This window comes from Piscibacillus halophilus (assembly GCF_900110685.1).
GTDB classification, from domain to species: domain Bacteria; phylum Bacillota; class Bacilli; order Bacillales; family Alkalibacillaceae; genus Piscibacillus; species Piscibacillus halophilus.
Window position 1 is genome coordinate 64,554 of the sequence record NZ_FOES01000005.1, and the last position, 26,157, is coordinate 90,710.

Below are 26,157 nucleotides of genomic sequence, written 5' to 3' on the forward strand. Positions count from 1 at the left end.
TAAAGTGTTGAATTTTCTGAAATTTTATAATGCAATATTTAATAGTTTGCCTCTAACAATCTAAGAGCATAAAAAATACCTCAATTCCTTTCTAAGGAACTGAGGTATCATTTTTTACCAACCTTTATAAGCATGCTCATAAACTTTTCTAACTAATGCTTCATCAAATTTCATTGGACTTCTCTTAAGAAGTCTTTCTTGTTTTAATCCATTTTGTGTCAATGTTTCAATATCTTCTTCCTTAATATTATATTCGGCAATGCTGGTCGCTAATCCCACATCTACGACCAAATCATATAAAGCCTGTACAATTTCTTTTACAACCTCTCTTTTTGTCTTACCTTCTACTGGTATATCAAAAACTTCATATAGAGAGTACATTTTATCCATAGTTGCTGGCCATATTTGGTTATACACATAAGGTAAAAGAACTGCATTTGATTCGCCATGAGGGATTTTAAATAAACCACCTAATGGATAAGCTAAACCGTGTACTCCAGCGACTCCTGCATTATAAAAACTTAAGCCTGCTATCAAACTTCCATTTGCCATTTCATCTCTTGCTTTATAATCATGGTTATTCCATACAGCTGATCTAATATTGTTCACAATCTTCTTCATAGCCTCTACAGCTAAAGTATCAGTGATTGGCGTCGCATTTACAGAAGTATAAGCTTCAATTGCATGAGTTAAAGCATCGATCCCAGAAGCTGCTGTGACTTTTGGTGGTAATGTATAAGTTAGCACAGGATCTACAATCGCGTAATTAGCTAACAAATATTTATGAGTGATAACATCTTTTGTATCTTTTAACGAAAAAACAGCAATGTCTGTTACTTCCGCTCCTGTACCGGCTGTTGTTGGGATTAATACTGTTGGAACTCCTTCATTTGTCAGTTCCTTTGTTCCTGTAAGATTAAGGTAATCCTCCACATCACCTTCATGTGTGGATAAAATAGCAGATGCCTTTGCCAAATCTAAGGAGCTACCTCCCCCAACTCCAATAACTAAATCTGGGTTGAAAGTTTTTACTTCATTCACAACATCATTGCCAACTTTTAATGGAGGTTCAGGAACAACATTTGTTGAGATTTTTAAATCTAAATGATTTCGTTCAACTATCTCGACTATTGGTTCTATCACATTAAGCTCTTTTAGAATAGGGTCAGTTAACATAAACACTTTTTTGACATTCATTTCATTAAAAATATCCTCTAGTTTTTGAATCGACCCTTTTCCGTGATAAATATTTTTTGGTGTTATAAATTGTTGCATCATATCGTATCACTCCTAAGTTAGTTATTGTTAATTTACTGATGCTTTACTATCTTCATAAGTATTATTTAGTTCGTTCTTTTCTTTGTTAAATATCGTAAATACAAACATGGTAATCATACTAATTAATACCCCCATACCTGCCGCGGCAAATGGATTGCTTACATCCATGCCAAAAGGTAAATAAATATACCAATAAGCAACTGTACCAGTTAATAATGAAGCAATAGCTCCCGATTTAGTAGCTCTTTGCCATAAGGCTCCTACAATCAATGGCCCTGCCGTGGCTGAAACAATTCCTCCAATTCCAATCCACATAAAAATAGATAGATATTGTGGTGGGTTCCAAGCGATCAACGCACCTACAAGAATAACTAGAATTGTAGAATAACGACTAATCCATAACTCTACTTTTTCCGCCTTCTCTTTTGAGATATTGGTCCTTGGAACGATCGATTTACGGTAAATATCATTTGCTAACAATTGTGTTAAGGAGACAATGAGCCCATCTGATGTTGACATAATCGCTGATAGTACTGTTACCGCTAAAAATGCTGCAAGGAATGGCGGGAATATTTCTTGGAACAAGACTGGAATAATAGCATCAGCACGAATATCAGTCGTAGGATCTAATACTGCAATCCCTAACATCCCTCCTAACCCCATTAGAGGCAAAATAGTTGCAAAGATCGTACAATACATGATTAATTTTTTCATATCTCTATTCGATTTTACGGCTAAAAATTTATTACCTAAGTGTGGTAAAATACCAAAAGGAAGGTGGGCTAAAAATAGTAATGCTACTAACCAGAATGAACCATACGTAGCATCTCCCGGTATAAATAGTTGGTCAAATGAACCGGTTGGGTTTCGCTCCTTGATAAGCGAAATCATATCACTAAAGCCGCCTTCCACCCCTACACTTGTTACAAAACAAACAACAACTACAATAGATGTAATCACCATTAAGAATCCTTGGATGGCATCGGTCAAAATATCAGAATGTGATCCACCCATAAATACATAGACTGCTAATACAACTCCTGTAATAATAATCCCCCATGAATAATCGACACCCATCATAATTTGAAACATGGTTGCTGCTGCCACTAATTGTGAAACAACATAAAAGATTAGTAATACAGAAATAACGGTTAAAACGATTCTTAAAAACTCACTATTAAATCTTTCACCTAAAAACTCTGGTATAGTTCTTGTGCCAAATTGATCTCCATATTTCTTTATTGTTTTGGCCACAAATAACATCCCTATAACGGTGGCAACTGGATACAGCAATGGGTACCATAGACTAGGAGCTCCTAAGTCATAAGCTAACCCCGGCATTCCCATAAAAGTTGAACCACTTGAAATACCTGCACTAATTACTAGTGCAATAACTATAGGTCCATAACTGGAACGAGCTGTCGCGAAATCATCCGCATTATTGGTTCTTCTCATCCCCACAAACCCCATAGTTAGCATAATCCCAATAAAAATTGAAATAAAAATCCATGAGTAAATTTCTACTGAACTCATCTGTTTACTTTCCCTCCCTCTACTTATCTAATAAATTAGTTTTAAACAACACAACGGCCATTCCAATCCAAGTAACTAAAATGACTCCAATCATGATGTATAAAAAGGTCATGTCACCGCCCCCTTTAAATAGTTATAAATATCTTGATTGTTTTGAATCAAGGTGCTATAACCTGTTGTTAACTCCGTTAAATACTCACCCCTTTCTCCATTCGTGACTGTGTAAGGAACAAACAAGTCATATTGATCTAATAAAGTCAGTTCTGGGAAAGACCAAACTTTTCTTTTATGCAAATATAAGTTTCTTAGAAAATCTTCTGAAGAATCCATGAGGTCATGTTCACTCAACAATTTAGGCATTCTTAAAATATTAGAGTCAATGGTTGTTAGCGGTTTCATTTTCTCTATTGGCCAATGAAATAAACTTGTGTCATTTTTATATAAATTGGTCACTAATCTCATTTTTTCTAATTTCGGTTTCATAAAGGGAAACGGTTTATATTTAATTGACCATTCAGTTATTTTATATGGGTAGTAAATCATGTACCTATAATCACTCGGTACATGATTTGAACTATACTCAAGTAAATACATAGCTAAACACCCACTAATAAGAATAATTCAAACTAATTAATTTCCGGTTCACCATTTCTTTAATGGCATACTTGACACCCTCATACCCATAACCTGAATTTTTACGTCCTCCGTATGGCATATGGTCAAACCTCAATGTCGGGACATCATTTATTAAAACTTGTCCGACATCTAGTTCATGTCCAAATAATAAAGCTTGCTTTAAGTCTTTCGTGAAGACCCCAGCATTTAGTCCGTACTGACTATGATTCATTTCTTCCAAGGCTTCTTGAGAATTATTGACTTTATTTACAATCACTACTGGACCAAACACTTCTTCGCAAGATAACTTAGCGCTTGGATCTACATCTGACAAAATAGTTGGTTCAATACCATTCCCGATTTTATTTCCTCCAAGATGTAATACGGCACCATTTTCAGTTGCCTCTTTGATCCATTCAAACACCCGGTTTTGAGATTTCTCATTGATTAATGATGAGTAATCCGTGCTTTCATCTGTCGGTTCACCAAAATTCAATTTTTCACTTTTATTTTTCAGGTGTTTTATAAAATCTTCAGCAATACGATCATGAACATAAATGCGTTGGGTACTGATACAGACTTGACCATTATATGAAAAAGCACCAACAACTACTTTATCTGCTATTTGTTCAATCTGATCCTCGAATGATTGATCAATATATAATGCAGAGTTATTCCCTAACTCTAATGTGACCTTTTTCAGTCCTGCCTGAGATTTGATTAGTTTTCCTACTTGTGGACTACCTGTAAATGTAATCTTTTGAACACGTTCATCGTTCAATAATACCTGACCTAATCGCGGACCTTCTCCAGTGACTACAATAAAAGCATCTTCTGGCAGCCCTGCTTTGACAAATGCTTCTCTAAGCAGTATCGATGATAAAGGTGTTTGCTCTGCTGGTTTAACAACGATTGTGTTTCCTGCAGCAATTGCAGGTCCTGCTTTATGAACAACTAAATTAAGTGGGAAGTTAAATGGAGTAATTGCCCCAACCACGCCAATTGGTTGATATATGGTATAGGCATCTCGTCCTTTACCATTTAAAGCTGCATCAAGTGGAATGCTTTCTCCTTCTAATTTTTTAGCCTCAATCGCCGAGAATTTCAATGTTTCTACTGTACGGCTAACTTCACCTTTTGCAAATTTAATCGGCTTGGCAGATTCCATAGAAATAGTCGTTGCAAATAATTCTAAGTTGTCCTCAACGATTTGGGCCGTTTTATCAAGTATAGATGCTCGTTCATGTGAGCTAACATTCTTGAAAGATTGAAAAGCATCATCTGCTTTCGAAATTGCAGCTTCCATCAGCTCGTCTGGGCACTCTGGAACCTCTTCAATTAATTCATTATTATGAGGATTTTTTAATGGGTACGTATTCTTAGATTCTTCTCTTATCTTATCTAAATAACCCTTATAAGATAGCATTCTAACCACTCCTTTATTTATTTCTTTTATGAATACGTATTCATAAAAGACATTAAATTTTCTTAGTTGTAGATCGGTTATACAGTTTGTTTTTATATGTTTTATTGATAAAGTCAGCTGGGGCTTCATTTATAATTTCTATTAAATGTTCGATGGCAATTCTCCCTAAATCTTTTTCCTCTTCCATGCCTACAGTCGTCAACTGAAAAGAGTTGTGCTGACTTAAGGCAATATTATCGACACCTATCACACTAATATCATCAGGTACTCTGTAGCCCTTTTCTATTAATAGATCAATTAAGTATATAGCGATCGAATCTGTCGCTGCAAAAATAGCAGTAGGTCTTTCTTTAACTGCCAGTACTTCTTGTAACACTTTTTTGATGTCACTTTTACTCGTATCTGTCGTTTTGCAGTTATGATCTGAGACCTCAATCCCTTTCTCTAACATAACTTCTTTAAATCCATCAAATCGACCTTTAAATGTTGTCATACTTAAAGGCCCACCAATCCAAACAATTTTTCGATGGTTAAGACTCAATAAGTGTTCAGTCGCAATTCTTCCTGCTTGTACATTATCCATTTCTACATAATGTCCGTTTTTTTTATGTTTTCTGTTAAACATTATAAAAGGTACTTCCGATTTGATAAGTTCTTCGTAAATCGGATCTTCATATAAAATCGATGATAAGATGATCCCGTCTACCTTTTGGTTTAAAACATCCTGGTACACCGCCATATTATCTCCAAAATTTTCAAAGTGGACATTTACATTATACCCTCGTTCTTTTGAATAGTTGACGATTGAGGTTGTCGTTTCAACAAAAAAAGGGTTATGCAGTGGTCCAGAAATTAAAGCAATGGATTGAGTTTGTTGTTTCACAAGTGACCTTGCGATGGAATTAGGTCGATAATTTAATTCCTTCATGGCTTTTGTTACTTTTTCAAATGTTTTAGCATCAACTAATCGAGGATTGTTTAATACCCTAGAAACAGTTGATTGCGACACACCTGCAAATTTTGCTACGTCTTTAGATGATACCATCCGATGATTAACTCCTTTATTAAGCGCTTACATTTAAAATAAAACATAGACTGAAAATTGTCAATATTACTTAAATATAATCTAACACCTGAGGCTAAGCCCCAGATGTTAGTGACAAGTTCTAAAAACTTATACATATTGCTCAAAGAATTCGAGTACTTCCTCGTAAACTTTAATTTCATTTTCTTTTTTAGAGAATCCATGTCCTTCATCGTCTAAAACAATATATTTAATGTCTGTGCCTTGCTTCTCTAATGCTTCAACGACTTGATCAGATTCTGCTTTAACAACACGTGGGTCCTTGGCACCTTGGATCACCAACATTGGTTTCGTCATGGTGTCTAAGTATGTGATAGGTGAGTCTTCTGTAAATTTATCTTTATCTTCTACAGGATCCCCTACCCATTGTTTCATAATAGGCTTCCAGAAATCTGGAACCGATTTAACAAAGCTGAATAGATTACTAACACCGAAAATATCGACCACCGCTTTGAAATATTCTGGATGGCGACCGTGAAGAAGCAATGCCATATATCCACCGTAACTACCACCCATGAGTAGAATTTTATCTCGATTAGCGTAACCGTTTTTGATCAGCCACTCTAACCCTTCAACATTATCGAGACGTGGTCCATAACCCCAATCACCTTCAATCACTTTCGTAAACTTCAAGCCGTAACCTGTCGACCCCCTGAAGTTTGGTGTAAATATACTATAACCTTGATAGATTAAAAACTGGAATAACGCACGGAATGTTTGGCGCTCTGCAGCCTGCGGGCCTCCGTGCGGCCATAAAATAACGTGACCGTTGTCATTTTCTGGTTTTGCACGAAAGAACATTGCTTCAATTTCAGTTCCATCAAAAGAAGGATATGCCACCACTTCCGGATCAACCATTTCTTCCTTCGCAACTCCTGGAACACCGTAATTTGTGAGACTCTCCCATTTTCCATCCGATAGCTTATAGATATTATGAGGCACGGTAGCCGAAACGCCCATTAAATAGACATTTCCCGATTCTGCTACTTTCAACTGTAAAATGACGCTAACCGGTATATCTAATTCTTCTAAAGTTCCATTTTCTAAATCATATCGGTAAAGTGAGTCTTTAACTCCTTTCTCACCTACTATGTAAAGAGAATTTAAGGATTGATCGTATTTAACATCTGTGAACGAAACTTGGTCCAACCCTGTGACTTTAGAAAACTCTTTTTTCTCCAAATTAAATTTTGCTAGATAAGAGAAGTCTGCGTGGTAGGTTGTGGTAAAATATAAATCTGTCTCTGAAGCATATGTCAGACCACCGATTGTATGCTGTTCTTCCGTTTCAGGTGTTAAACGAATATGTTCACCATCTTTTACAGCATAAGCTAACTGAGATGTATTGGCGAAGAGTTTCTTATATACTAAACTTTCTTCCTTAGGGCTTTTCTCTATTAAGAAGGTTGGTGCGCCCTCCCCTTCAAGAATTACTTCTTCCGTATCGTTTTCTAAATCATACAAATAACTCTTTAAATAGGTTTGATCTTCTTTAGTCGATGTGTAATATACTTTTTTGCCATCATTCGAAATGAAAGAACTTATATGACGATGTCCCTCAGAAGTACGAACGGGCTTTAGTTTCCCACCTTTTGTTGGAATAGCATAAAGTTGCGTATTTTCATCACCATCTTGATCAGATTCTAAAATTAGGAAGTTTCCGTTTTTATCATATTGTAACGAACCTGTACTTTGGTTATGGAACGTAAGTGGATATGGGAATGTATTTGGCAAGTCCATTGCCCATAAATTATACTTTCCATTTAAGTTGGTAGAAAACGTAAGCTGTGACTCATCAGGACTTACATCAAACGTTTGTATGCCATACGTTTGAAAAAATTGCCTTACATCTGGTTTTTTAAACTCCATGTTAGAGCCTCCCTTTTATTAATCTCCATAACATATATTCGACATTAACCTTTTTATTCCTTCGAGATGCGAAGTGTTTTTTTATTTGTATAAATTAGGAAAAATAAGGTAACATGTTGATTAAAGATGGAGGGTGATGTCGTATGATCAGATTCATCATTTTGTTAATGACCCTATTACTCGTATCAAGCATATGAAAATAGTGGACGGATGCGCGATATTTTCATAGAGAATGGTTATTTATATACGATTACTAGTAACCGTGACGGACGAGGTAATCCAAGTGATGCTGACGATCAGCTTATTCGAATTCCCCTTGCGAATACTCGTGATTGATTAAAAATCACGAGTATTTTTTAATTTATATTTTTCAGATAATTATTAATATTTGTTATAATATAAGTAAGATTGATTTGAGAGGGGAATAACATCATGCGAGAAGTGGTAATTGTCGAAGCAGTCCGAACACCTGTCGGACGAAAGAATGGAATGTTAAGTGAAATTCGCCCTGACGATTTAGCAGCTCTAACATTAAAAGAGTTGGTAGACCGGGTTGGTGTAGACCCATCTGTAATTGAAGATGTCATTATGGGATGTGTGTCACAAGTTAGCGAGCAAGCTTTTGACATTGGAAGAATGGCAGCACTCATGGCAGGCTACCCGATCGAAGTACCAGGTACAACAATTGATCGTCAATGTGGTTCTAGCCAACAAGCCGTTCATTTTGCATCACAAGCAATTTTAAGTGGTGATATGGATGTCGTTGTTGCGGCAGGGATTGAAAGCATGTCGAGAGTACCCATGTTTTCGAATATGAATGGCGCTTCACTCAGTCCTAAGTTAACTGAAAAATACGAGATGATTAATCAGGGACTTTCAGCGGAACGAATTGCTGAAAAATGGGGGTATTCACGCGAACAATTAGATGAATATTCTTACCACAGTCATCAAAAAGCGATTCAAGCTCAAGATGATGGACGCTTTGATCAAGAGGTATTTCCAATAGAGGTCACACTTAAAGACGGAACTAAACAGATTGTGAAAAAGGATGAAGGTCCGCGTCACAATACAACAGTTGAAAAGTTAGGTGAACTCCAACCCGTTTTTAAAGATGACGGTGTCATTCATGCTGGAAATGCGAGTCAAATTAGTGATGGATCAGCTGCCTTATTGCTCATGTCGAGAGAAAAAGCTGAGGAACTTGGATTAAAGCCACGCTTTAGAGTACTGGCTAGATCGGTTATTGGATCTGACCCTACGATGATGTTAACAGGTCCCATTCCAGCAACGGAAAAAGTTTTAAAAAAGGCCGGATTAACGATCCATGACATTGATTTATTTGAAGTTAATGAAGCGTTTGCTCCTGTTCCTATGGCTTGGTTAGATGAGACCGGTGCGGACCCAGCTAAGCTCAATGTCAATGGTGGAGCGATTGCTCTCGGTCATCCATTAGGAGCAAGTGGAGCTAAATTAATGACAACTCTTGTGCACGAACTCGAACGAACTGGTGGACGTTACGGACTTCAAACAATGTGTGAAGGACATGGAATGGCGAATGCTACGATCATTGAACGATTAGATTAGGAGGGGATGCTGTGGAGTTACAACAAAAAGTTGGTTTTGTGACAGGAGGTGCCTCCGGTTTAGGAGAGGCGACTGTTCGAAATCTGGTTAAAAAAGGTGCTAAAGTGGTTATTGCGGATTTGCAAGAAGAAAAAGGAAAAGCGCTGACTGATGAGCTTGGGCCTGACCAGGTCAGTTTTGTTAAAACAGATGTAACAGATGAATCGAGTGTTCAAAATGCGATAAAAGTAGCTGAACAACTCGGAGGGCTACATATTGTGGTTAATTGCGCAGGGATTGGTGCTGCACACAAAACGGTGAGTAGTAAAGGTGTTCACGATTTAGGGACATTTCAAAAAGTGATCCAAGTCAATCTAGTTGGCACATTTAATGTGATTCGTTTGGCTGCTGAGTTCATGGCGAGCAATGAAAAAAATGATCAAGGAGAGCGCGGTGTTGTGATTAATACCTCATCTGTGGCGGCTTTTGAAGGGCAGGTAGGTCAAGCTGCTTATAGTGCTTCAAAAGGAGGTATTGTTGGTATGACACTCCCGATTGCTCGTGATTTATCACCACACGGCATTCGGGTGATGACGATCGCACCTGGTCTGTTTGACACACCTCTTTTTTCATCACTTCCTGAAAAAAGCCCGTGAAGCACTAGGTGCGATGACACCATTCCCATCACGATTAGGTGACCCTGCAGAATATGCTAAACTTGTTGAAAGCATCATTGAAAACCCGATGCTCAACGGCGAAGTCATACGTCTCGATGGTGCGATTCGGATGCAGCCTAAATAATCGAAGCTGGCGATATTTATTCGCCAGCTTCATTTTTAACTTTTCATCATAATCATTGTCTCACAACTCATGACTTCTTTACCCTTATGATTAAACACCTTGATGTCCAAATTTAAAATCCCTTTAACCTGATCCAACTCCTTCATACTCGCCACGCTAAATGTACCGCTTAACTCATCACCTGGGTAAACTGGAACTCGCCAAACAATTTGATTCATTCCCATACCGCCAAGACAGTCTCGCCCGAGAACATCTTGTTTAATAAACTCCACCCAAACAATTGATAATGTTTGAAAACCCGAAGCTATTAACCCTCCAAACGGACCAGTTTTAGCCGCTTCTTCGTCTATATGAAAATACTGTGGGTCATTTTGATGTCCAAAATCTAATATCGACTGGTTTGTGACGGTGACAGGCTTTGTTGTAAATGTTTGCCCAATCTCAAAATCTCTTAATTTCATGAATTCACCTCTAAAATATGTAGGAACTCGCTTATTGCGAGTTCCTTCTTTATTATTCTGTGAGTGGATCCCTACTTTCTATAAGGGTTTTTTCAAATTTTATAGGTGTATTTTTTAAATCTATGGGTGTATTTCCTATTTCTATAAGGGTAACTCACAATCTTATAGTTGTTTTTATACTAAATGTTCTTGTAATTGTTCTCTTAGTGCGTTTTTCTGGAATTTTCCGACCGAGGTTTTCGGTAGTTCATCCATAAAGATGATGTCATCAGGAATCCACCACTTTGCGAATTGTGGCTTTAAAAATTCTAATAGCTCTTCTTTCGATACAACCGTATCTGGGTAAAGGACAACTGCTGCGACCGGGCGCTCTTGCCACTCTGGATGAGGCACCCCAACAACGGCCGCTTCAAAGACGGTATCATGAGCCATAAGCGCATTTTCTAAATCAATTGTTGAGATCCACTCGCCTCCACTTTTAACGAGATCTTTCGTACGATCGGTTATTTTAATGTTTCCTTCCTCATCAATAGTGACAATATCTCCCGTGTGAAGCCACCCATCTTTAAATGCATCGACCGTTCGTTCATCTTTATAATACTCATCCGCAATCCATGGCCCGCGCACAAGTAATTCACCCATGTCTTCACCGTTCCATTCAATTTCACCTTCGTCATTTATGGCTTTAATTTCAAGGCCTGGGACAACACATCCTTGCTTTGCACGAATATCTAATTTTTCTTCGGATGCGAGTTCTTCCTGATAGCTCTTTAACCGTGATAACGTCACTAAAGGCGTCGTCTCAGTCATACCGTAAGCGTGAACAAATGGAATATTATGCTTTTCTTCAAAGGCACGAATCATGCCCATCGGAGCTGCTGAACCACCACATAAGATGGTACGAAGCGAACTCATGTCATATTTTTCAGCATTAGAATCTAGCTCTTTTAATAAGCCAAGCCAAATGGTTGGTACACCAGCCGTAATCGTCACTTTTTCATTCGTGATTAGTTCAGCTAATAATTCTGGCGTAAACGCTTGTCCCGGCATGACCTGTGTCGTTCCAAACCATGTAGCCGCGAAAGGTAATCCCCATGCATTTACGTGGAACATCGGAACTACTGGCATACAAACATCGGATTCAGATAGTCCGCCAGTATCGGCCAACCCTAGAGAAAAGCTATGCAACGTAATGCCGCGATGAGAATAGACGACTCCCTTAGGTTTTCCAGTGGTTGCTGAGGTAAAGCACATACCTGCTGGGTCATGTTCATCTAAATCTTTAACAAATTCAAAGTTAGGACTTGCTTCTAGCAATAATTCTTCATACGAGTAAATCGGTGTGAGGGTAGTATCAGGTAATGGGTCATCATCAGTCATCATGATGAATGCACGTACGGTAGGAATTTGATCTTTTATGGCTTCTAGAATAGGTAAAAACATTGGGTCTACGAGTAAGACTTTGTCTTCAGCATGATTGATAATATGCAAAATGTGTTCTGGGGATAGACGAATGTTGATTGTGTGTAAAACCGCTCCCATTCCAGGGACGGCAAAATAAGCTTCTAAGTGGCGGTGGTCATTCCAGGCCAGAGTTGCGACTTTATCGCCTCTTTCAACTCCTAATTTTTCAAGCGCACTGGCTAGCCGCCTCGTTCTTTCCCCAATTTCACGGTAAGTAAAGCGGTGAATGCCTGAGCTCGTGCGCGAGATGACCTCCTTTTTGGGGAAAAGTTTTTCAGCTCGCTCAATCATCTGGCTGATGAGCAGTTTACCTTCCATCATATGGACCCTCTCCTTTATACAATATTTATTTTTAACTCGCCGAATAGACGAGGTCAATCATAATTTTGAGCCTTAACTAAAGAGGTTCCGATGTTCATTCAGGTCAGCAATATGATCATCCTTTGAAACAGTCTGATCATGAGTTTGAACAAACGGTCTTCCTTCCTTTTCATGAACAAGACCGCGCTCCTTTACGTATTCACCTTCTAACACTTCACTTATTTCTAAAATCGGAAATAGGCAGCAGTCATGTTGCCGTCCGACTTGAATCCATTCATCAAATGTTTTCGTTAAGAAAACTTTTTCTACTTCCTGAATGGTTTCAGGTTGCTTTAAACGTTCTGGAAATTCTGCCAGCCAATCGTCCCTGCCAATCGCCTGGCAGAAGTTTTTCCAAAACTTATATTCTAGTGCCCCCATGGACATGTAGCGACGATCCTTCGTTTCATAAATACGATAATTAGCATAAGAACCGTTTAGAACCGGAATGCCAGAATTAATGCCAGCAATTTTTGACAACATCGCATGATTAGTCATCATTGAAAAAACAGCATCTGTCATCGCAAGGTCTATATAGGTTCCCTTCCCGGTACGTTCTCGCTTAAACAAAGCAGCGATAATTGCTTCACTTGCAGCCATGCCACCGATTAAATCCGCCACGGTTTGAGTCGGCATTACAGGTCGGCCTTCTTTATCCTTCAATTGATTTAACATCCCACTCATGGCCATATAATTGAGATCATGACTACCTTGGTGTGAGTAGAGACTATTCTGTCCGAAACCGGTAAGTGACAAATATACGAGATCAGGTTTTAATGAGCTAGCTTCTTCATAACCAAGCCCTAACCTGTCCATGACTCCAGGACGAAAACTTTCCACGATCACATCCGCGTTTTGAATAAGATCTAATGCTGATTGGATCCCTTCGTCACTTTTGAGATCAACTGCCACACTCTTTTTACCACGATTATTGGCCGCAAAAAGTGCCCCCTCAGCCATTGTGCGTGCAGGATCTCCTTGGGGCGGCTCAATTTTAATAACGTCCGCTCCCCAATCAACTAACCTCAACGTGGCAAATGGACCAGGCAAATACTGTGAGAAATCGATCACACGAATACCTTCTAACATTATTTATAACCCCATATTTTTAGCAATAATATTTTTCATAATATCGTTTGTACCGGCATAAATCGAAGACACCGGAATGTCACGATAACGTCTAGCTATTGGATACTCCTCCATGTAGCCATAGCCACCATGAAGCTGCATGCATGTCGTTGCGACACGACGTGCCATATCGGTAATCCACCACTTCGCCATAGATACCTCAGTGACAACGCTTTTACTTTTCATATGATGCTCTATTACATCATCTAAAAAAGAGCGTCCAATCCTAACCTCTGTTGCTACTTCGGCCATTTTATGTTGGACCGTCTGAATTTTGGAGACGGGTTGACCAAATGCTTTTCTCTCTTTTACATACTCCGTTGTCATTTGAAGCATCTCCTCAGCAGCCACCTGAGCGCTAATCGCGACGGTTAATCGTTCTTGTTGAAGTTGATCCATTAAGTAGTAAAAGCCTTTTCCTTCTTCACCAAGCAAATTTTCTTTTGGCACTTTCACATCTTCAAAAAACAACTCCGCCGTATCTTGAGAATGAAGTCCGATTTTATCTAATTTCCGACCACGGGAAAAACCGGGCATATCTTTCTCAACTACAAAGAGGCTAATTCCTTTGTGGGGAGGGACAGCATCTGGATCTGTTTTGGCCACGACTACTATGAGGTCAGCATGAATCCCATTAGTGATAAATGTCTTTTGCCCATTTAAAACATAATGGTCACCTTGTTGAATTGCTGTTGTCTTAATCCCCGCTAGATCAGAACCGGCGTCTGGTTCTGTCATCGCAATAGCTGTAATGTATTCACCTGTTACACATTTAGGAATCCAACGCTCTTTTTGTTCCTCCGTCCCATATGTATCAAAATATGGGACGACAATATCATTATGTAACCCAAGACCTACCATCCCTGTCCCGACACGCTCTATCTCCTCATTGAACACGACCGAATAGCCAAAATCCGCCTCAAGACCGCCGTATTGTTCATCGACCCACGGACATAGGAAGCCGTTTTCCCCCATCTTCGTCCACAGATCTCGCGGAATGATGCGCTCTTCCTCCCATTGATCAAAGTAAGGTCTTACTTCTTGATCTAAAAATTTTTTTAATGATTCACGATAAATCTTATGCTCTTCATTTAAGTATCTGGCTGACATGGAATGAAGTCTCCCTTTATTTTTTAAATTTTCTTAATATTAAAATATCACAGTCCGCGTGACTGGTAAAGAGAGAGGATTGTCGAGTTTAGTATGAAAGGCTTTTTCTTTACTATGAATCTATTTTTGTTGAGTATGAATATAAAAAACTTTACTATGAACCTAATTTTCTTTGGTATGAATAAAAAAACTTCAGCAAACTTAAGAAAAGGTGATGTTTCGCCAATCTGTCATGATGATTCGCTAATTTTTTATTAACTTTCGCCAATTTAATTATGCTTCTCGCCAAACTTGAATAAGGTTTCGCCGAATTCATAGTTGGGTTCGCTAAAAATGATTCAACTTTCGCCAAATTTATAATTTCTTTTACAATAAATTTATTGTAAATTAAAAAATTACCATCTTCTACAGGCTGCTCTTACGCTTTATGACAAGTTTTCTTTAAGTATATTTTAAACCGTTAAGTTAAAAATATAAGTACGAAACCATTCATAAATTTAAACGGCAACTTGGAGGTTTCTTATGGACATTCAAATGTTACAACAAATCGTGGATTCACCTACTTTAATTACGGTAAAATACCACGGTATACCTGTTTATGTACAAAGTATTGATGAAGAAAATGGAACAGCTCAAGTGTTTCCATTAGATCAAATGGATAATGTGCAAGAAGTTGATATTGATGGTTTGTATGAGGACGATCCTGTCCATTTACTTTTCTAACACTTCGTTGACAAGCGTAAATGACGCTTTAGATAAACCTTAAAACGAAGGAGGTTTCAAATGGACCGACTACGAGCAGAAGAAATTGCGAGCTCCCCCAAAATATGTAATGTGCAATACAATGGTAAACGGGTCTTTATTCAGCATGTTGAAGAAGATCATGACGTGGCTCGTGTATATTACCTCGATGATCCAGCCAATGAATTTGAGGTGCAATTATCCAACATAAGAGAAAAACGGTGATTGAAAAGAGGACCTCGATTATATCGTAAGGTCCTCTTTTCTTTAATCATCATCTTTTCTTTTAGTCACCATAAACGTCATCGGATGATCTTTACCATTCAGTAATTGATGAATATAAGATGATGTTAATTCGTATTGATCTTCTATTTTCTCGGCTAAATGGTGGCTCCGTTCGTAAATAATCGATCTAAAATTCGTTAATTGATGCGCCATTTTCTCTATTAATGCTTCTTGATTTTCCAGCTTCTTAGCCATTTCTTTTTGTTGGAGTTCATGTTGGGAAATTTGTTCGGATATTTTTTGTTGGACGCCCATGATTTCGTTTAATTGTTGTGCTAGTTCATCATTAGAGTCATCTTGCTTCGATAATTCATCTATAATTTTCTGATTGGATTCATGTATACTCTTAAGCTCGCCAATCAACTTCTCTTTCGCAAATTTTTCTTGTCTCATCCAATCCTCCACTTTCGATTGTTTTTGATCAAATGACGTTAACCGATTTAATATTTGGTTTTTAAATTGATCATGTGATTGGTGGCGATTTTCAAAGTGTTTTAACTGATTAAGAATATATTGCTGAGTCGTCTGTTGACGATTATAGAGTTGATTTAACGCATTATAAGATCTCGTTAAATTTTGGTTTATTTTTTGCTGTTTTTTAATAAATTCATCAAAACGATCGACGACAACTTGTTCTTGATTAGGTGCTTTAACAGGCTTTTTTGACCGAAAAATATTAGAGTTTCCATTGAAAAATACCGTCAAGATATCACTTCCTTTAGTTCCTGCTCTTATAACATATGCGAATGCACAAAAAAAGAGTGCCTGTCCACGGGCGTTTGTCGTGATTAGCCCTGACAGCACTCTTAATATATTAGGATACGCTTGCTTTTTTCTTCTTTTTTGCCTTTTCAATCTGTTTACTTCTTAACTGGCCACACGCTGCGTCAATATCACTACCTTGTTCGACACGAACCCCACAGTTAATGCCGTTTTCAAGTAATGTTTCATAGAACTTCAAAATGTTCTGCTTACGGCTACGCTCATAAGGGTGGTCAGCCACTGGGTTATACGGTATTAAGTTCACGTAAGATAAATGGCGTTTATCTTTTAATAATTCGACTAACTGTTTCGCTTCCTCTACGTGATCATTCACATCATCTAATAAAATATATTCAAACGTAATACGGCGATTTGTTTTCTCTAAATAATAATCAATAGCTGGCATTAATTTTTCAAGCGGATATGCTTTATTAATCTTCATAATACGTGTACGTAACTCGTTATTCGGCGCATGGATCGATAGCGCTAAATTAACCTGAAGATTTTCGTCAGCAAATTGATAAATTTTATCTGCTAAGCCACTCGTTGAAACAGTGATATGACGAGCACCAATGGATAAACCTTTTTGGTCATTCACAATACGTAAGAAGTCTAACGTATTATCATAGTTATCAAATGGTTCACCGATTCCCATTACGACAATGTGACTGACACATTCGTTTTTCCCTTGATCATCTAAATGGTGTTGAACATTCATAATCTGTTCCACAATCTCCCCACTAGATAAGTCACGGTTTTTACGTAAAATACCACTTGCGCAGAAAGAACAGCCAATATTACAACCCACTTGTGTCGTGACACAAACGGACAAACCGTAATCAAATCGCATTAAGACCGTTTCGATATAGTTTCCATCTTGAAGCTCAAATAAAAACTTAATCGTCCCATCCTTCGATTCTTGCTTTACTGCCTCATCAAGCGTTTGAATGACGTAATGGTCTTCAAGTAAATGAATCGTATCTTTATTTACATTTTTCATATCTGAAAAAGATTTAACACGTTTGCAATAAAGCCAATCCCACACTTGGTCTGCACGGAAACGCTTTTGCCCATTCTCAACGAGCCAATCCTTTAATCGATCATAAGTTAATCCATAAATGGATTCTTTACGCATTGAAAAAAACCTTCCTTTGAATAAGAAAAAATCTTATTAAATTTATCCTCTACCTATACTACTGAATGTTAGACGTTCTGACAAGTTGAAAGGTCTTCCAGTCGTTGAAACATTTTTTAAAAGTCATGCTTGTCTCAATTTTTCATATAGATTTAGTAAGTGCGTTTGCGGACATGCAGTATATCGTAAACGTTGAAAATGAATCAAAGGAGGGAGAAACATGGTTAAGATCTCAACAACACAACTCGTGCGTTATTTAGTTGGATTTATCTTTATTGTGTCTGGTCTGATGAAGGTCGTTGGAAGTGGCTTAGGTGCCTATTTTACAAATCTAGGTTTTCCATCACCGATTACGTTCATGTACATTGTGGCAGCAACAGAGATCGTGTTCGGATTACTCATTATACTTAATCGTTACGTTAAGCTTTCAACCATTCCGTTAATGGTCATTATAATTGGCGCGATTGTTATCACGAAACTGCCCATGTTACATGAAGGACTAATCAACACGTTATTCCACGCACGATTGGATATCGTGACGCTCGGTCTATTATTTTTACTTTATCAACAATACGATGGCAAACTATTTAGGCCATAACGTTACCAAACATCAAACACATAACCTTGCTTCGTTTTTTGACCAATTTTTTCTTCAATCACATGTTGGGTGTTTGGATCGTATTGGTATTTCAACCACCCAACATACAATCCTTCTTTCGCCGCTTGCTGTTCTTCCCATAAGTTGACACCACTAACCCACTCTCCTGTTTGGTCTCCTGGTGGATTGCCTTGCTTAGGGAAACTTGAGCCGTTAGCCGCAATGATGGTGCTTCCTGTTAATTTAGCTAATTCCACTGGAAAATTGCTCGAAGCGACTCGACATCCTGTAAAAATAATTGTACTATCTTCACAAAACCTCACTTCTCCTGCTCGAATTAATTGCGCCATGTCCCCTAAATAACGTGCATCTTGATGATCATACAAACGACGGTCTAAATAAAATCCATTAATATCAGGTCCACCAATTTTAACTCCTCCACGATTCCCATTAGGGTCAAATGGCCAAGCATGAGAAAAAATAATCAATTTCTCAATGCAGTCCTGCCCTCTGTTTGAAGCCTGAACCAATTGATCTAATAGGTCACGACCCGAACTCCACTTCTTTGCATTTTCCCTTCCTACTGAATTAATCGCCCACGACACAAATGCATTCTCATCTTTACCTGCTGCCGCTAAAGCTAACTGTTTTCGCGCCATAAAAATCACCTTTTAAAAAGAATTTGTTATCACTTTTATATGCGAATGTCTATGGGCGTGTTACTTAAAGAGAAGTTATCAAAGTGACATAAAAAAGAGTGGCAATAAAGCCACTCTTTTCACCATCTTATAGATTTTCTAAGAATACACGGATGACATCGGCGCCTCCGATAAAAGTACCGATGGAACTACCGATATTCGCCATCACAACGATTAATAAGATCCGTGTCACTTTATTTCGCCAAAAACCTTTTACCGTATGAACGTCTTCAGATAATTTTTCAAAATCTGAGACGTTTGGCTTGCGTACAAAGGCTTGAACAAACCCAGCAAACCAACCGGCAGCGAGTAACGGATTTAACGAGCTAATAGGCGCGACTAAAAAGGCTGTCAAAATCGCCAGCGGATGCCCCATAGCCACCGCAACACCTATCGCGGATAAGGAACCGTTCCACAAAACCCATGAAATCGCCTGATACGTACCAGCTGATGGATTATTGATAAACGTATAGACAATTACTGATAATATAAGTAGGGGAATAGCCCAGGCAATCACTTTCGGCTTCTTAGATTTTGGTGGGACCTTCGTTAACTTTTTAAGATCATGATCCCGATGAATTTCCTGCGTTACACCAGGGACGTGCGCAGCCCCTAATACTGCAACCACTTTATCCCCTGGCGCGTCTTTAATTTTTTGCGCTAAGTACTGATCTCGCTCATCAATTAAAGGTGTCTTTAATTGTGGGAAGGACTCACTAAACTCTTGTAATACGGTATCTAACATATCTTGTGACTTCATTCGTTCAAGATCTTCTTCTGAGATCTCTTCATCACTAAAGATTCCATAGACAATACTCATGAGAAGCTTCATCTTACCCATAAAACCTAAGTTGCGCCAAATACGTGAAAACGTTACTTGAATATTACGATCCGCTAAAACTAGCTTCGCCCCATGCTCTTTTGCTGATTCAATCCCTTGAATCATTTCTTGACCTGGGTTAATGCCAAATTGTTTGGCCATCCTACCTTGGAATGAAGAAATCATCATGTTCATCAAGAGCATCGTTGCCCTTTTCTCTTTGATGACTTTAAAAATGTCCATATCCTTCCATTTACTACCTTCTTGAATGGATTGATAACGTTGCTGATCAAGTTCCACACAAACGGAATCTGGTTGTTCAGTCTCAACAACCTCTTTAACCTGTTCTGCGCTTTGCTTCGACACGTGCGCGGTTCCGATTAGAATGACTTCTTTACCATCTAATTGTATACGTGTAATATTTTCTTCTGACATAACAGACCCTCTTAATTGATTAATTTAGCTCTTTTATTATCGAAAACCTAATCATGAAACACTAAAAAAGAACCAATATTTTAAAACCTTACATAAAAATAGTGTATCATTAAATCATTATTTACAAATCAATTTTTATTAACTTTTTCATGACATCATACGCGAACCTTCATAAAATGGTCACCTAGACTTATGATAAAATAACTACCAAAAAGGAGGAATTGAATGACTGACTGGTGGAAGAAAGCGTGTGTATATCAAATCTATCCTCGAAGCTTCATGGATTCTAATGGAGACGGGATCGGTGATTTGGAAGGCATCATTCAAAAACTCGACTATTTAAAAAAGTTAGGTGTCGATATTATTTGGCTAAGCCCTATATACGATTCCCCTAATGATGATAACGGTTATGATATTCGTGACTACTACAGCATCATGCATGAATTTGGTACGATGGATGATTTCGATTCATTGTTAAACGAAATTCACCAACGTGATATGAAGTTAATGATGGACCTTGTCGTCAACCATACATCTGATGAGCACGAGTGGTTTCGAAAGTATGATGATTTTTACTACTGGCGTGATCAACCAAATAACTGGAAATCAATCTTCAGTGGGCCAGCATGGACATATGACAAAGTGCGAGATCAATATTATTTACATATATTTTCAAAAAAACAACCTGACCTAAATTGGGAAAACCATAAAGTCCGCGAAAAAGTTTATGAAATGATGCGTTGGTGGCTCGATCAAGGTGTAGATGGATTCCGTATGGATGTCATTAATTTCATCTCAAAAGAGCCTAGCTTACCTGATGCCCCAGACGGAGATGGAAGTCCGTATTTTATGAATGGTCCTAGAATTCATGAGTTTTTACGTGAAATGAATGATGAAGTGTTATCAAATTATGATTGTGTGACCGTTGGGGAGATGCCTGGAGCAACACCTGAAGATGCAATGATTTATACGAACCCTAAAAACCGTGAAGTGAACATGATTTTCACCTTTGAACATATGGACTTAGACAGTGGTTCAAACGGTAAGTGGGATCTAAAACCACTTAACCTTATTGACTTAAAAGAAAACTTAGAGAAATGGCAGCATGCTCTATACAAAAATGGTTGGAATAGCCTTTACTGGAATAACCATGATCAACCTAGAATCGTTTCCCGCTTTGGTGATGATGGTAAATATCGTGTTGAATCTGCTAAGATGCTTGCAACGTGCTTACATATGATGCAGGGGACACCGTATGTATATCAAGGTGAAGAGATTGGTATGACCAATGTGGCATTTGATTCCATTAATCGGTATCAAGATATCGAGACTCTTAATATGTATCACGAAAAAAAGTCTGAAGGATGGAGTCATAATAGCATCATGAAATCGATATATGCTAAGGGACGTGACAATGCACGAACACCCATGCAGTGGTCAGATGCTTCAAATAGTGGCTTCACGACTGGAAGGCCATGGATTGACGTAAACCCAAACTACAAAACTATTAACGTCGAACAAGCTTTACAAGATTCAAACTCAATTTTTTATCATTATCAATCTCTAATAAAATTAAGGAAAACCTATAACATTATAACTACAGGAAAATTCAAGCTTATCCATCGGCATCACCCTAACGTTTTTGCCTTCGAAAGAATAGATGAACATGAAAAACTTATCGTCTATTGTAATTTTAGTGATTCAACACATACGTTTGATTTACCAAATGGAGAAATTCTGATTCATAATTACCATCAATTAGACAGTAATCAAGAACTAAACTTAAGACCTTGGGAAGCCGTTGTATTTTATCAAAATTAAGGAGGCTAAGAATATGAAAGTAATTGGAGTTGACATCGGAGGAACAAAGGTCAGAATGGGCGTTTTAGATCAAGACATGAAAATCTATCTAGATCAGAAAGTCCCAACTACTTTCCCTCTATATGATTTATTAGAAAAAGAGATTCTCAAAATACTAGAAAAACATCCTGATGTTGAAGCCATCGGGATTGGAACTCATGGATTTGTAGATTCAAAAGAAGGCAAAATTGTTTATGCAACCGACCTGCTTCCGGGCTGGACAGGTACTGAAGTGAAAAAACATCTCGAACAAGCAACTAATAAACGGGTTGAAATTGATAATGATGCCAACGTCGCGGCATTAGCAGAAGCTAAAATTGGCGCAGCTAAAGAATACGATCGTACGCTCTGTCTAACACTCGGAACGGGACTTGGTGGCGGTGTCATCATGGACGATTTCTTACTGTCTGGAGGTCCTAACGGAGGCGCCGCTGAGCTTGGTCACATGACATTATATCCAAATGGAGTCGAGTGTGGATGCGGACGTAAGGGATGCTTTGAACAATATGTTTCAGGGACAGCCCTACATAGACGTATTAAAGAAGCTGGTCTTTCCTATAAACCAGAAGAACTTTTTACCGCTAATGACCCTAAGGCTAAACAAGTGATTCGTGAGTTTACATACGATTTAGCTATCATCATTAGTTCACTACAAGCTACGTTTGATATGGAAGTCGTGGTCATAGGTGGTGGTGTTTCAGAAGCAGCTGACTATTGGCTAGATGATCTTAATGAACAATTAAAACCATTATTACTAAATGATTTAGACATTAAAATTGCACAGTTTGGTAACGAAGCTGGAATGTATGGGGCTGCTCACCTAGTCCTTTAATATTTCAACTCAGCGTTCAAATTTTCAAAAAACTTTATTGCGCAAACGTTTACACTATGATATATTGTCTAATAACAGCAGTATGAAAACGCTTGCAAGAGTGCTGCTGTTTATTTTTTATTTTTTGTGCAAACGATTGCACAAATATTAATTAAGGGGGATGTTTTAACATTGAAACTAAAAAAATCTTTAGGCTTTCTCGCTTCAGTCGTCTTGACTGGTGGGTTACTGGCCGCGTGTAGTTCAGGTGAGTCTTCAGAGGATGACGTATCAATTGATGTTTTTCAATTTAAAGTGGAATTTAAAGATCAGTTTGAAGATTTAGCTGAAACATACGAGGAAGAAAACCCAGGTGTAGATATTAATATCACGACAGTTGGTGGTGGAGAGGACTACGGTGCTGCGTTACGTTCTAAATTCGCATCCGGAAATGAACCAGCTATTTATAACATTGGCGGGCCACAAGATGTAGAAGATTGGTTAGATAGTTTAGCAGATTTATCCGACACTTCTGCAGCTGAGGCAGCATTACCTGGTACGCTTGACGGGGTTACAATGGATGGTAATACTCTTGGATTACCTTACAACCAAGAAGGATATGGATTTATTTATAACAAGCGTGTATTTGAAGAAGCAGGTATTGACCCCACATCGATCACAGATTACAGCAGCTTAGAAGCAGCTGTTGAAGAACTAGATTCTAAAAAGGATGAACTAGGATTAGAAGCTGTATTTGCTCTACCAGGAAAAGAAACTTGGGTTACTGGTTTGCACTTATCTAATACATTTTTGGCTCCTGAGTTCAATCACAACGTATTAGATGCTTATGACTCAGATTCTGTTGAATTTACTTATGGAGAAGGTTTTCAAAAGGTTTTAGATCTCCAGAACGAGTATTCAGTTCAACCAACCGCGAGCCTTGATTACTCTCAACAAGTTGAAGAATTATTTTCACTTGAGCGTGTAGCAATGATTCAACAAGGTAACTGGGTTTATGGTTCCATCGAAGGTATTGACGCTGATTTTGCCAAGAATGGAATCGATGTACTTCCAATTCCAGTAGAAGGCTATGAAGAAAATGCTATGCCCGTTGGTATCCCGATGTACTGGGGTGTTAATTCCAATAAGGATGAGGAAGTTATTGAAGCTTCTAAAGATTTCTTAGATTGGTTATACACATCTGACATTGGGAAACAGGTGGTTGTAGAAGACTTTAATTTTATTCCAGCATATGAAGGTTATGATGCGTCTAAGATAGCTGACCCATTATCTAAAACTATTTACGAATACTCTGAGAATGACCAAACTATTGGCTGGGTATTCATGGGCTATCCTACTGGATGGGGTGAGGATGAATTAGGTGCTAACATCCAGGCTTACTTAAACGGTGATATGAGCTGGGATGACATTATTAATTCAGCTAAGGAAGCTTGGAAATCGTCTAGAGCTGATTAATATTATTCTAGTCTTCAATGAGGTAAATATTCAGTAATGTTTATAATGCCCGACTGATCACAATTCGTCCACCAAAGAATTAGCGGGCATTATAAACTTTTTAAAAAGTAGCCTGCGCGCTACTTTGTTTTATATACCGAATGACTGAGGGGGTAGTTTATATGCGCACACGAAGTTTATCTTACTGGTTATTTCTAGGACCCGCATTATTAGCATTATTTCTAGTAGTCTTCTTACCACTACTATTAGGTACATATTACTCATTCACGACTTGGAACGGGATTAAAACAGGTGAATTTGTTGGGTTTAGTAATTACATCACAGCGATACAGGATCAACGATTTTTAAACTCTCTTTGGTTTACGACCAAATTTTCGATCGCATCGATTATATTAATCAATTTTATTGGACTATCATTAGCATTAATTGTTACATCTTATATTAAATCTAGTAATTTACTAAGAACCGTCTTTTTCATGCCAAACTTAATTGGTGGTCTAATTCTTGGGTTTATTTGGCAATTTATTTTCACAAAAGTTTTCTCAAGCGTCGGACAAATGATTGGAATGGAATCGTTACAAGGTTGGCTTTCAACCACTGACACAGGTTTTTGGGGACTTGTCATATTAATGAGCTGGCAAATGTCAGGTTACGTCATGGTGATTTACATAGCTTATTTACAAGGGATTTCACAAGAGTTAATCGAAGCTTCACATGTAGACGGTGCAACACCATTACAACGTTTCCGTTATGTCATTTTTCCATTAGTGGCACCTGCCTTTACAGTTAGTATGTTCTTAACATTATCTAATTCATTTAAACTTTACGATCAAAACTTATCATTAACAAATGGCGGACCAGCCAATTCGACTGAAATGGTAGCCATGGAAATCTACAAAACGGCATTTACCACAAATGCATTTGCTTATGCACAAGCTAAAGCGATCATCTTTTTCATTGTCGTGGCGTTTATTACACTCATTCAAGTTTACTTTAACAAACGTCGGGAGGTGCAACTATAGTGAGAAAAAAATATAACTGGAAAATTGAAATTCTTGGGATCATCTTAGCATTACTATGGATTGCACCGCTTTACCTGATGGTCGCTAACTCCTTTAAATCGAAAAAAGAAATCTTTATGGATACGACTAGTCTTCCGGAACGATTCAATTTTGAAAACTATATCCAAGCCTTCGCTGACATGAACTTTTTAAAAACATTTTTTAACTCACTACTTATTACTACTTCAAGTGTGGTCATCATTATTATATTCTCAGCAATGGCAGCGTACGCGTTAGCTCGTACAAAAAGTAAACTAAGTACGATCTTTTTATTAATTTTTGTTTCCGCGATGCTGATCCCATTCCAATCGGTTATGATTCCGCTTGTTACGATCTATGGTAAAGTAAATATGTTAAATCAAGGCGGACTTATTTTTATGTATTTAGGTTTCGGAACAAGCTTGTCCATCTTTTTATACCACGGAGCAATGAATAATGTTCCTAAAGAGTTAGACGAAGCCGCAACTATTGATGGTGCCAATCGTTTTCAAATATTTTGGTATATCATTTTCCCAATGCTAAAACCCATTACGGTTACAGTAGGTATATTAAATACGATTTGGATTTGGAATGATTACTTACTGCCATCACTTGTAATTAATAAAGAGGGAAGTGAGACCATTCCTCTCAAAATGTTCTACTTCTTTGGTGAATATACGACACAATGGCATTTAGCGATGGCTGGATTAACCTTAGCCATACTACCTGTAATCGTTGGGTATTTCTTTGCTCAGCGCGCAATTATTAAAGGAGTCACAGATGGGGCTGTGAAGTAAGGGGGAA

General features: G+C 38.0%; 24 protein-coding genes and 1 pseudogene. 11 read left to right on the top strand and 14 right to left on the bottom strand.

Annotation, left to right across the window (positions count from 1 at the left end; genetic code table 11):
- Positions 1–114: 114 nt before the first annotated feature.
- The 6 genes from BMY57_RS04355 to BMY57_RS04380 all read right to left on the bottom strand — a co-directional run bounded on the left by BMY57_RS04355 (position 115) and on the right by BMY57_RS04380 (position 7,805).
- A complete protein-coding gene (locus tag BMY57_RS04355) occupies positions 115–1,278 on the bottom strand; it encodes an iron-containing alcohol dehydrogenase (RefSeq protein ID WP_256205239.1) in 1,164 nt (387 codons plus the stop codon).
- A gap of 27 nt (positions 1,279–1,305) precedes the next feature.
- The gene (locus tag BMY57_RS04360) at positions 1,306–2,811 is read right to left on the bottom strand and encodes a sodium:solute symporter family protein (protein ID WP_091772805.1); all 1,506 of its coding nucleotides are present in this window, start codon (positions 2,809–2,811) and stop codon (positions 1,306–1,308) included.
- Positions 2,812–2,919: 108 nt separating this feature from the next.
- A complete protein-coding gene (locus BMY57_RS04365) occupies positions 2,920–3,405 on the bottom strand; it encodes a hypothetical protein (RefSeq protein ID WP_091772806.1) in 486 nt (161 codons plus the stop codon).
- A 13-nt stretch (positions 3,406–3,418) separates the two neighbouring features.
- On the bottom strand, positions 3,419–4,852 hold the full coding sequence (locus BMY57_RS04370; RefSeq protein WP_256205240.1) for an aldehyde dehydrogenase family protein: 1,434 nt from the start codon (positions 4,850–4,852) through the stop codon (positions 3,419–3,421).
- Between the two features lie 52 nt (positions 4,853–4,904).
- A complete protein-coding gene (locus BMY57_RS04375; protein WP_091772808.1) occupies positions 4,905–5,897 on the bottom strand; it encodes a LacI family DNA-binding transcriptional regulator in 993 nt (330 codons plus the stop codon).
- 129 nt (positions 5,898–6,026) lie between these two features.
- Entirely contained in the window at positions 6,027–7,805 is a 1,779-nt protein-coding gene (locus BMY57_RS04380) for a S9 family peptidase (protein ID WP_091772809.1), read from the bottom strand.
- A gap of 210 nt (positions 7,806–8,015) precedes the next feature.
- Between BMY57_RS04380 and BMY57_RS16255 the strand changes: the two genes are divergently transcribed.
- From BMY57_RS16255 to BMY57_RS04390, 3 genes and pseudogenes are all read left to right on the top strand, one after another.
- On the top strand, positions 8,016–8,141 hold the full coding sequence (locus tag BMY57_RS16255) for a hypothetical protein (RefSeq protein WP_256205241.1): 126 nt from the start codon (positions 8,016–8,018) through the stop codon (positions 8,139–8,141).
- A gap of 96 nt (positions 8,142–8,237) precedes the next feature.
- Positions 8,238–9,389, top strand: coding sequence for a thiolase family protein (locus BMY57_RS04385; protein WP_091772810.1), 1,152 nt, complete (start codon positions 8,238–8,240; stop codon positions 9,387–9,389).
- A gap of 11 nt (positions 9,390–9,400) precedes the next feature.
- Positions 9,401–10,169, top strand: a pseudogene (locus BMY57_RS04390) (3-hydroxyacyl-CoA dehydrogenase).
- Positions 10,170–10,204: 35 nt separating this feature from the next.
- On the opposite strand, the gene BMY57_RS04395 reads toward BMY57_RS04390, so the two are convergent.
- The 4 genes from BMY57_RS04395 to BMY57_RS04410 form a co-directional block, all read right to left on the bottom strand.
- Positions 10,205–10,630 carry a MaoC/PaaZ C-terminal domain-containing protein gene (locus BMY57_RS04395; protein ID WP_091772811.1) on the bottom strand — a complete coding sequence of 142 codons (426 nt, stop codon included), beginning with the start codon at positions 10,628–10,630 and terminating at the stop codon, positions 10,205–10,207.
- Between the two features lie 174 nt (positions 10,631–10,804).
- Positions 10,805–12,415 (bottom strand): long-chain fatty acid--CoA ligase, encoded by a 1,611-nt coding sequence (locus BMY57_RS04400; RefSeq protein ID WP_091772812.1) that lies wholly within the window; start codon positions 12,413–12,415, stop codon positions 10,805–10,807.
- A 72-nt stretch (positions 12,416–12,487) separates the two neighbouring features.
- Positions 12,488–13,543 (bottom strand): CaiB/BaiF CoA transferase family protein, encoded by a 1,056-nt coding sequence (locus BMY57_RS04405; protein ID WP_091772813.1) that lies wholly within the window; start codon positions 13,541–13,543, stop codon positions 12,488–12,490.
- Between the two features lie 3 nt (positions 13,544–13,546).
- Positions 13,547–14,692: an acyl-CoA dehydrogenase family protein gene (locus BMY57_RS04410; RefSeq protein ID WP_091772814.1), complete on the bottom strand. Its 1,146-nt coding sequence runs from the start codon at positions 14,690–14,692 to the stop codon at positions 13,547–13,549.
- Positions 14,693–15,214: 522 nt separating this feature from the next.
- Between BMY57_RS04410 and BMY57_RS04415 the strand changes: the two genes are divergently transcribed.
- On the top strand, positions 15,215–15,415 hold the full coding sequence (locus tag BMY57_RS04415) for an H-type small acid-soluble spore protein (protein WP_091772815.1): 201 nt from the start codon (positions 15,215–15,217) through the stop codon (positions 15,413–15,415).
- A 60-nt stretch (positions 15,416–15,475) separates the two neighbouring features.
- Positions 15,476–15,658, top strand: a complete 183-nt coding sequence (locus BMY57_RS04420) for an H-type small acid-soluble spore protein (protein ID WP_091772816.1) — start codon at positions 15,476–15,478, stop codon at positions 15,656–15,658.
- A gap of 42 nt (positions 15,659–15,700) precedes the next feature.
- On the opposite strand, the gene BMY57_RS04425 is transcribed toward BMY57_RS04420, so the two are convergent.
- Both BMY57_RS04425 and rlmN read right to left on the bottom strand, forming a co-directional pair.
- The gene (locus BMY57_RS04425; RefSeq protein ID WP_177176324.1) at positions 15,701–16,573 is read right to left on the bottom strand and encodes a hypothetical protein; all 873 of its coding nucleotides are present in this window, start codon (positions 16,571–16,573) and stop codon (positions 15,701–15,703) included.
- Complete coding sequence (gene rlmN / locus BMY57_RS04430; RefSeq protein ID WP_091772818.1) at positions 16,533–17,615, bottom strand: dual-specificity RNA methyltransferase RlmN; 1,083 nt, start codon at positions 17,613–17,615, stop codon at positions 16,533–16,535. Before rlmN ends, BMY57_RS04425 begins: the two co-directional genes overlap by 41 nt.
- 220 nt (positions 17,616–17,835) lie before the next feature.
- On the opposite strand from rlmN, the gene BMY57_RS04435 reads away from it, so the two are divergent.
- On the top strand, positions 17,836–18,213 hold the full coding sequence (locus BMY57_RS04435) for a DoxX family protein (RefSeq protein ID WP_091772819.1): 378 nt from the start codon (positions 17,836–17,838) through the stop codon (positions 18,211–18,213).
- Positions 18,214–18,215: 2 nt separating this feature from the next.
- Here the strand turns inward: BMY57_RS04435 and BMY57_RS04440 are convergent, their stop codons facing one another.
- Complete coding sequence (locus tag BMY57_RS04440) at positions 18,216–18,872, bottom strand: hypothetical protein (protein WP_091772820.1); 657 nt, start codon at positions 18,870–18,872, stop codon at positions 18,216–18,218.
- A 127-nt stretch (positions 18,873–18,999) separates the two neighbouring features.
- Positions 19,000–20,166 (bottom strand): TraB/GumN family protein, encoded by a 1,167-nt coding sequence (locus BMY57_RS04445; protein ID WP_091772821.1) that lies wholly within the window; start codon positions 20,164–20,166, stop codon positions 19,000–19,002.
- A 225-nt stretch (positions 20,167–20,391) separates the two neighbouring features.
- Here BMY57_RS04445 and BMY57_RS04450 point away from each other — a divergent pair, with 225 nt between their 5' ends.
- From BMY57_RS04450 to BMY57_RS04470, 5 genes are all read left to right on the top strand, one after another.
- Complete coding sequence (locus BMY57_RS04450; protein WP_091772822.1) at positions 20,392–21,987, top strand: glycoside hydrolase family 13 protein; 1,596 nt, start codon at positions 20,392–20,394, stop codon at positions 21,985–21,987.
- Between the two features lie 13 nt (positions 21,988–22,000).
- A complete protein-coding gene (locus BMY57_RS04455; RefSeq protein ID WP_091772823.1) occupies positions 22,001–22,858 on the top strand; it encodes an ROK family protein in 858 nt (285 codons plus the stop codon).
- Between the two features lie 171 nt (positions 22,859–23,029).
- On the top strand, positions 23,030–24,313 hold the full coding sequence (locus BMY57_RS04460) for an ABC transporter substrate-binding protein (RefSeq protein WP_091772824.1): 1,284 nt from the start codon (positions 23,030–23,032) through the stop codon (positions 24,311–24,313).
- 161 nt (positions 24,314–24,474) lie between these two features.
- A complete protein-coding gene (locus tag BMY57_RS04465; protein ID WP_091772825.1) occupies positions 24,475–25,335 on the top strand; it encodes a carbohydrate ABC transporter permease in 861 nt (286 codons plus the stop codon).
- The gene (locus BMY57_RS04470; protein WP_091772826.1) at positions 25,335–26,150 is read left to right on the top strand and encodes a carbohydrate ABC transporter permease; all 816 of its coding nucleotides are present in this window, start codon (positions 25,335–25,337) and stop codon (positions 26,148–26,150) included. The genes BMY57_RS04465 and BMY57_RS04470 overlap by 1 nt, the downstream gene beginning before the upstream one ends.
- Positions 26,151–26,157: the final 7 nt, after the last annotated feature.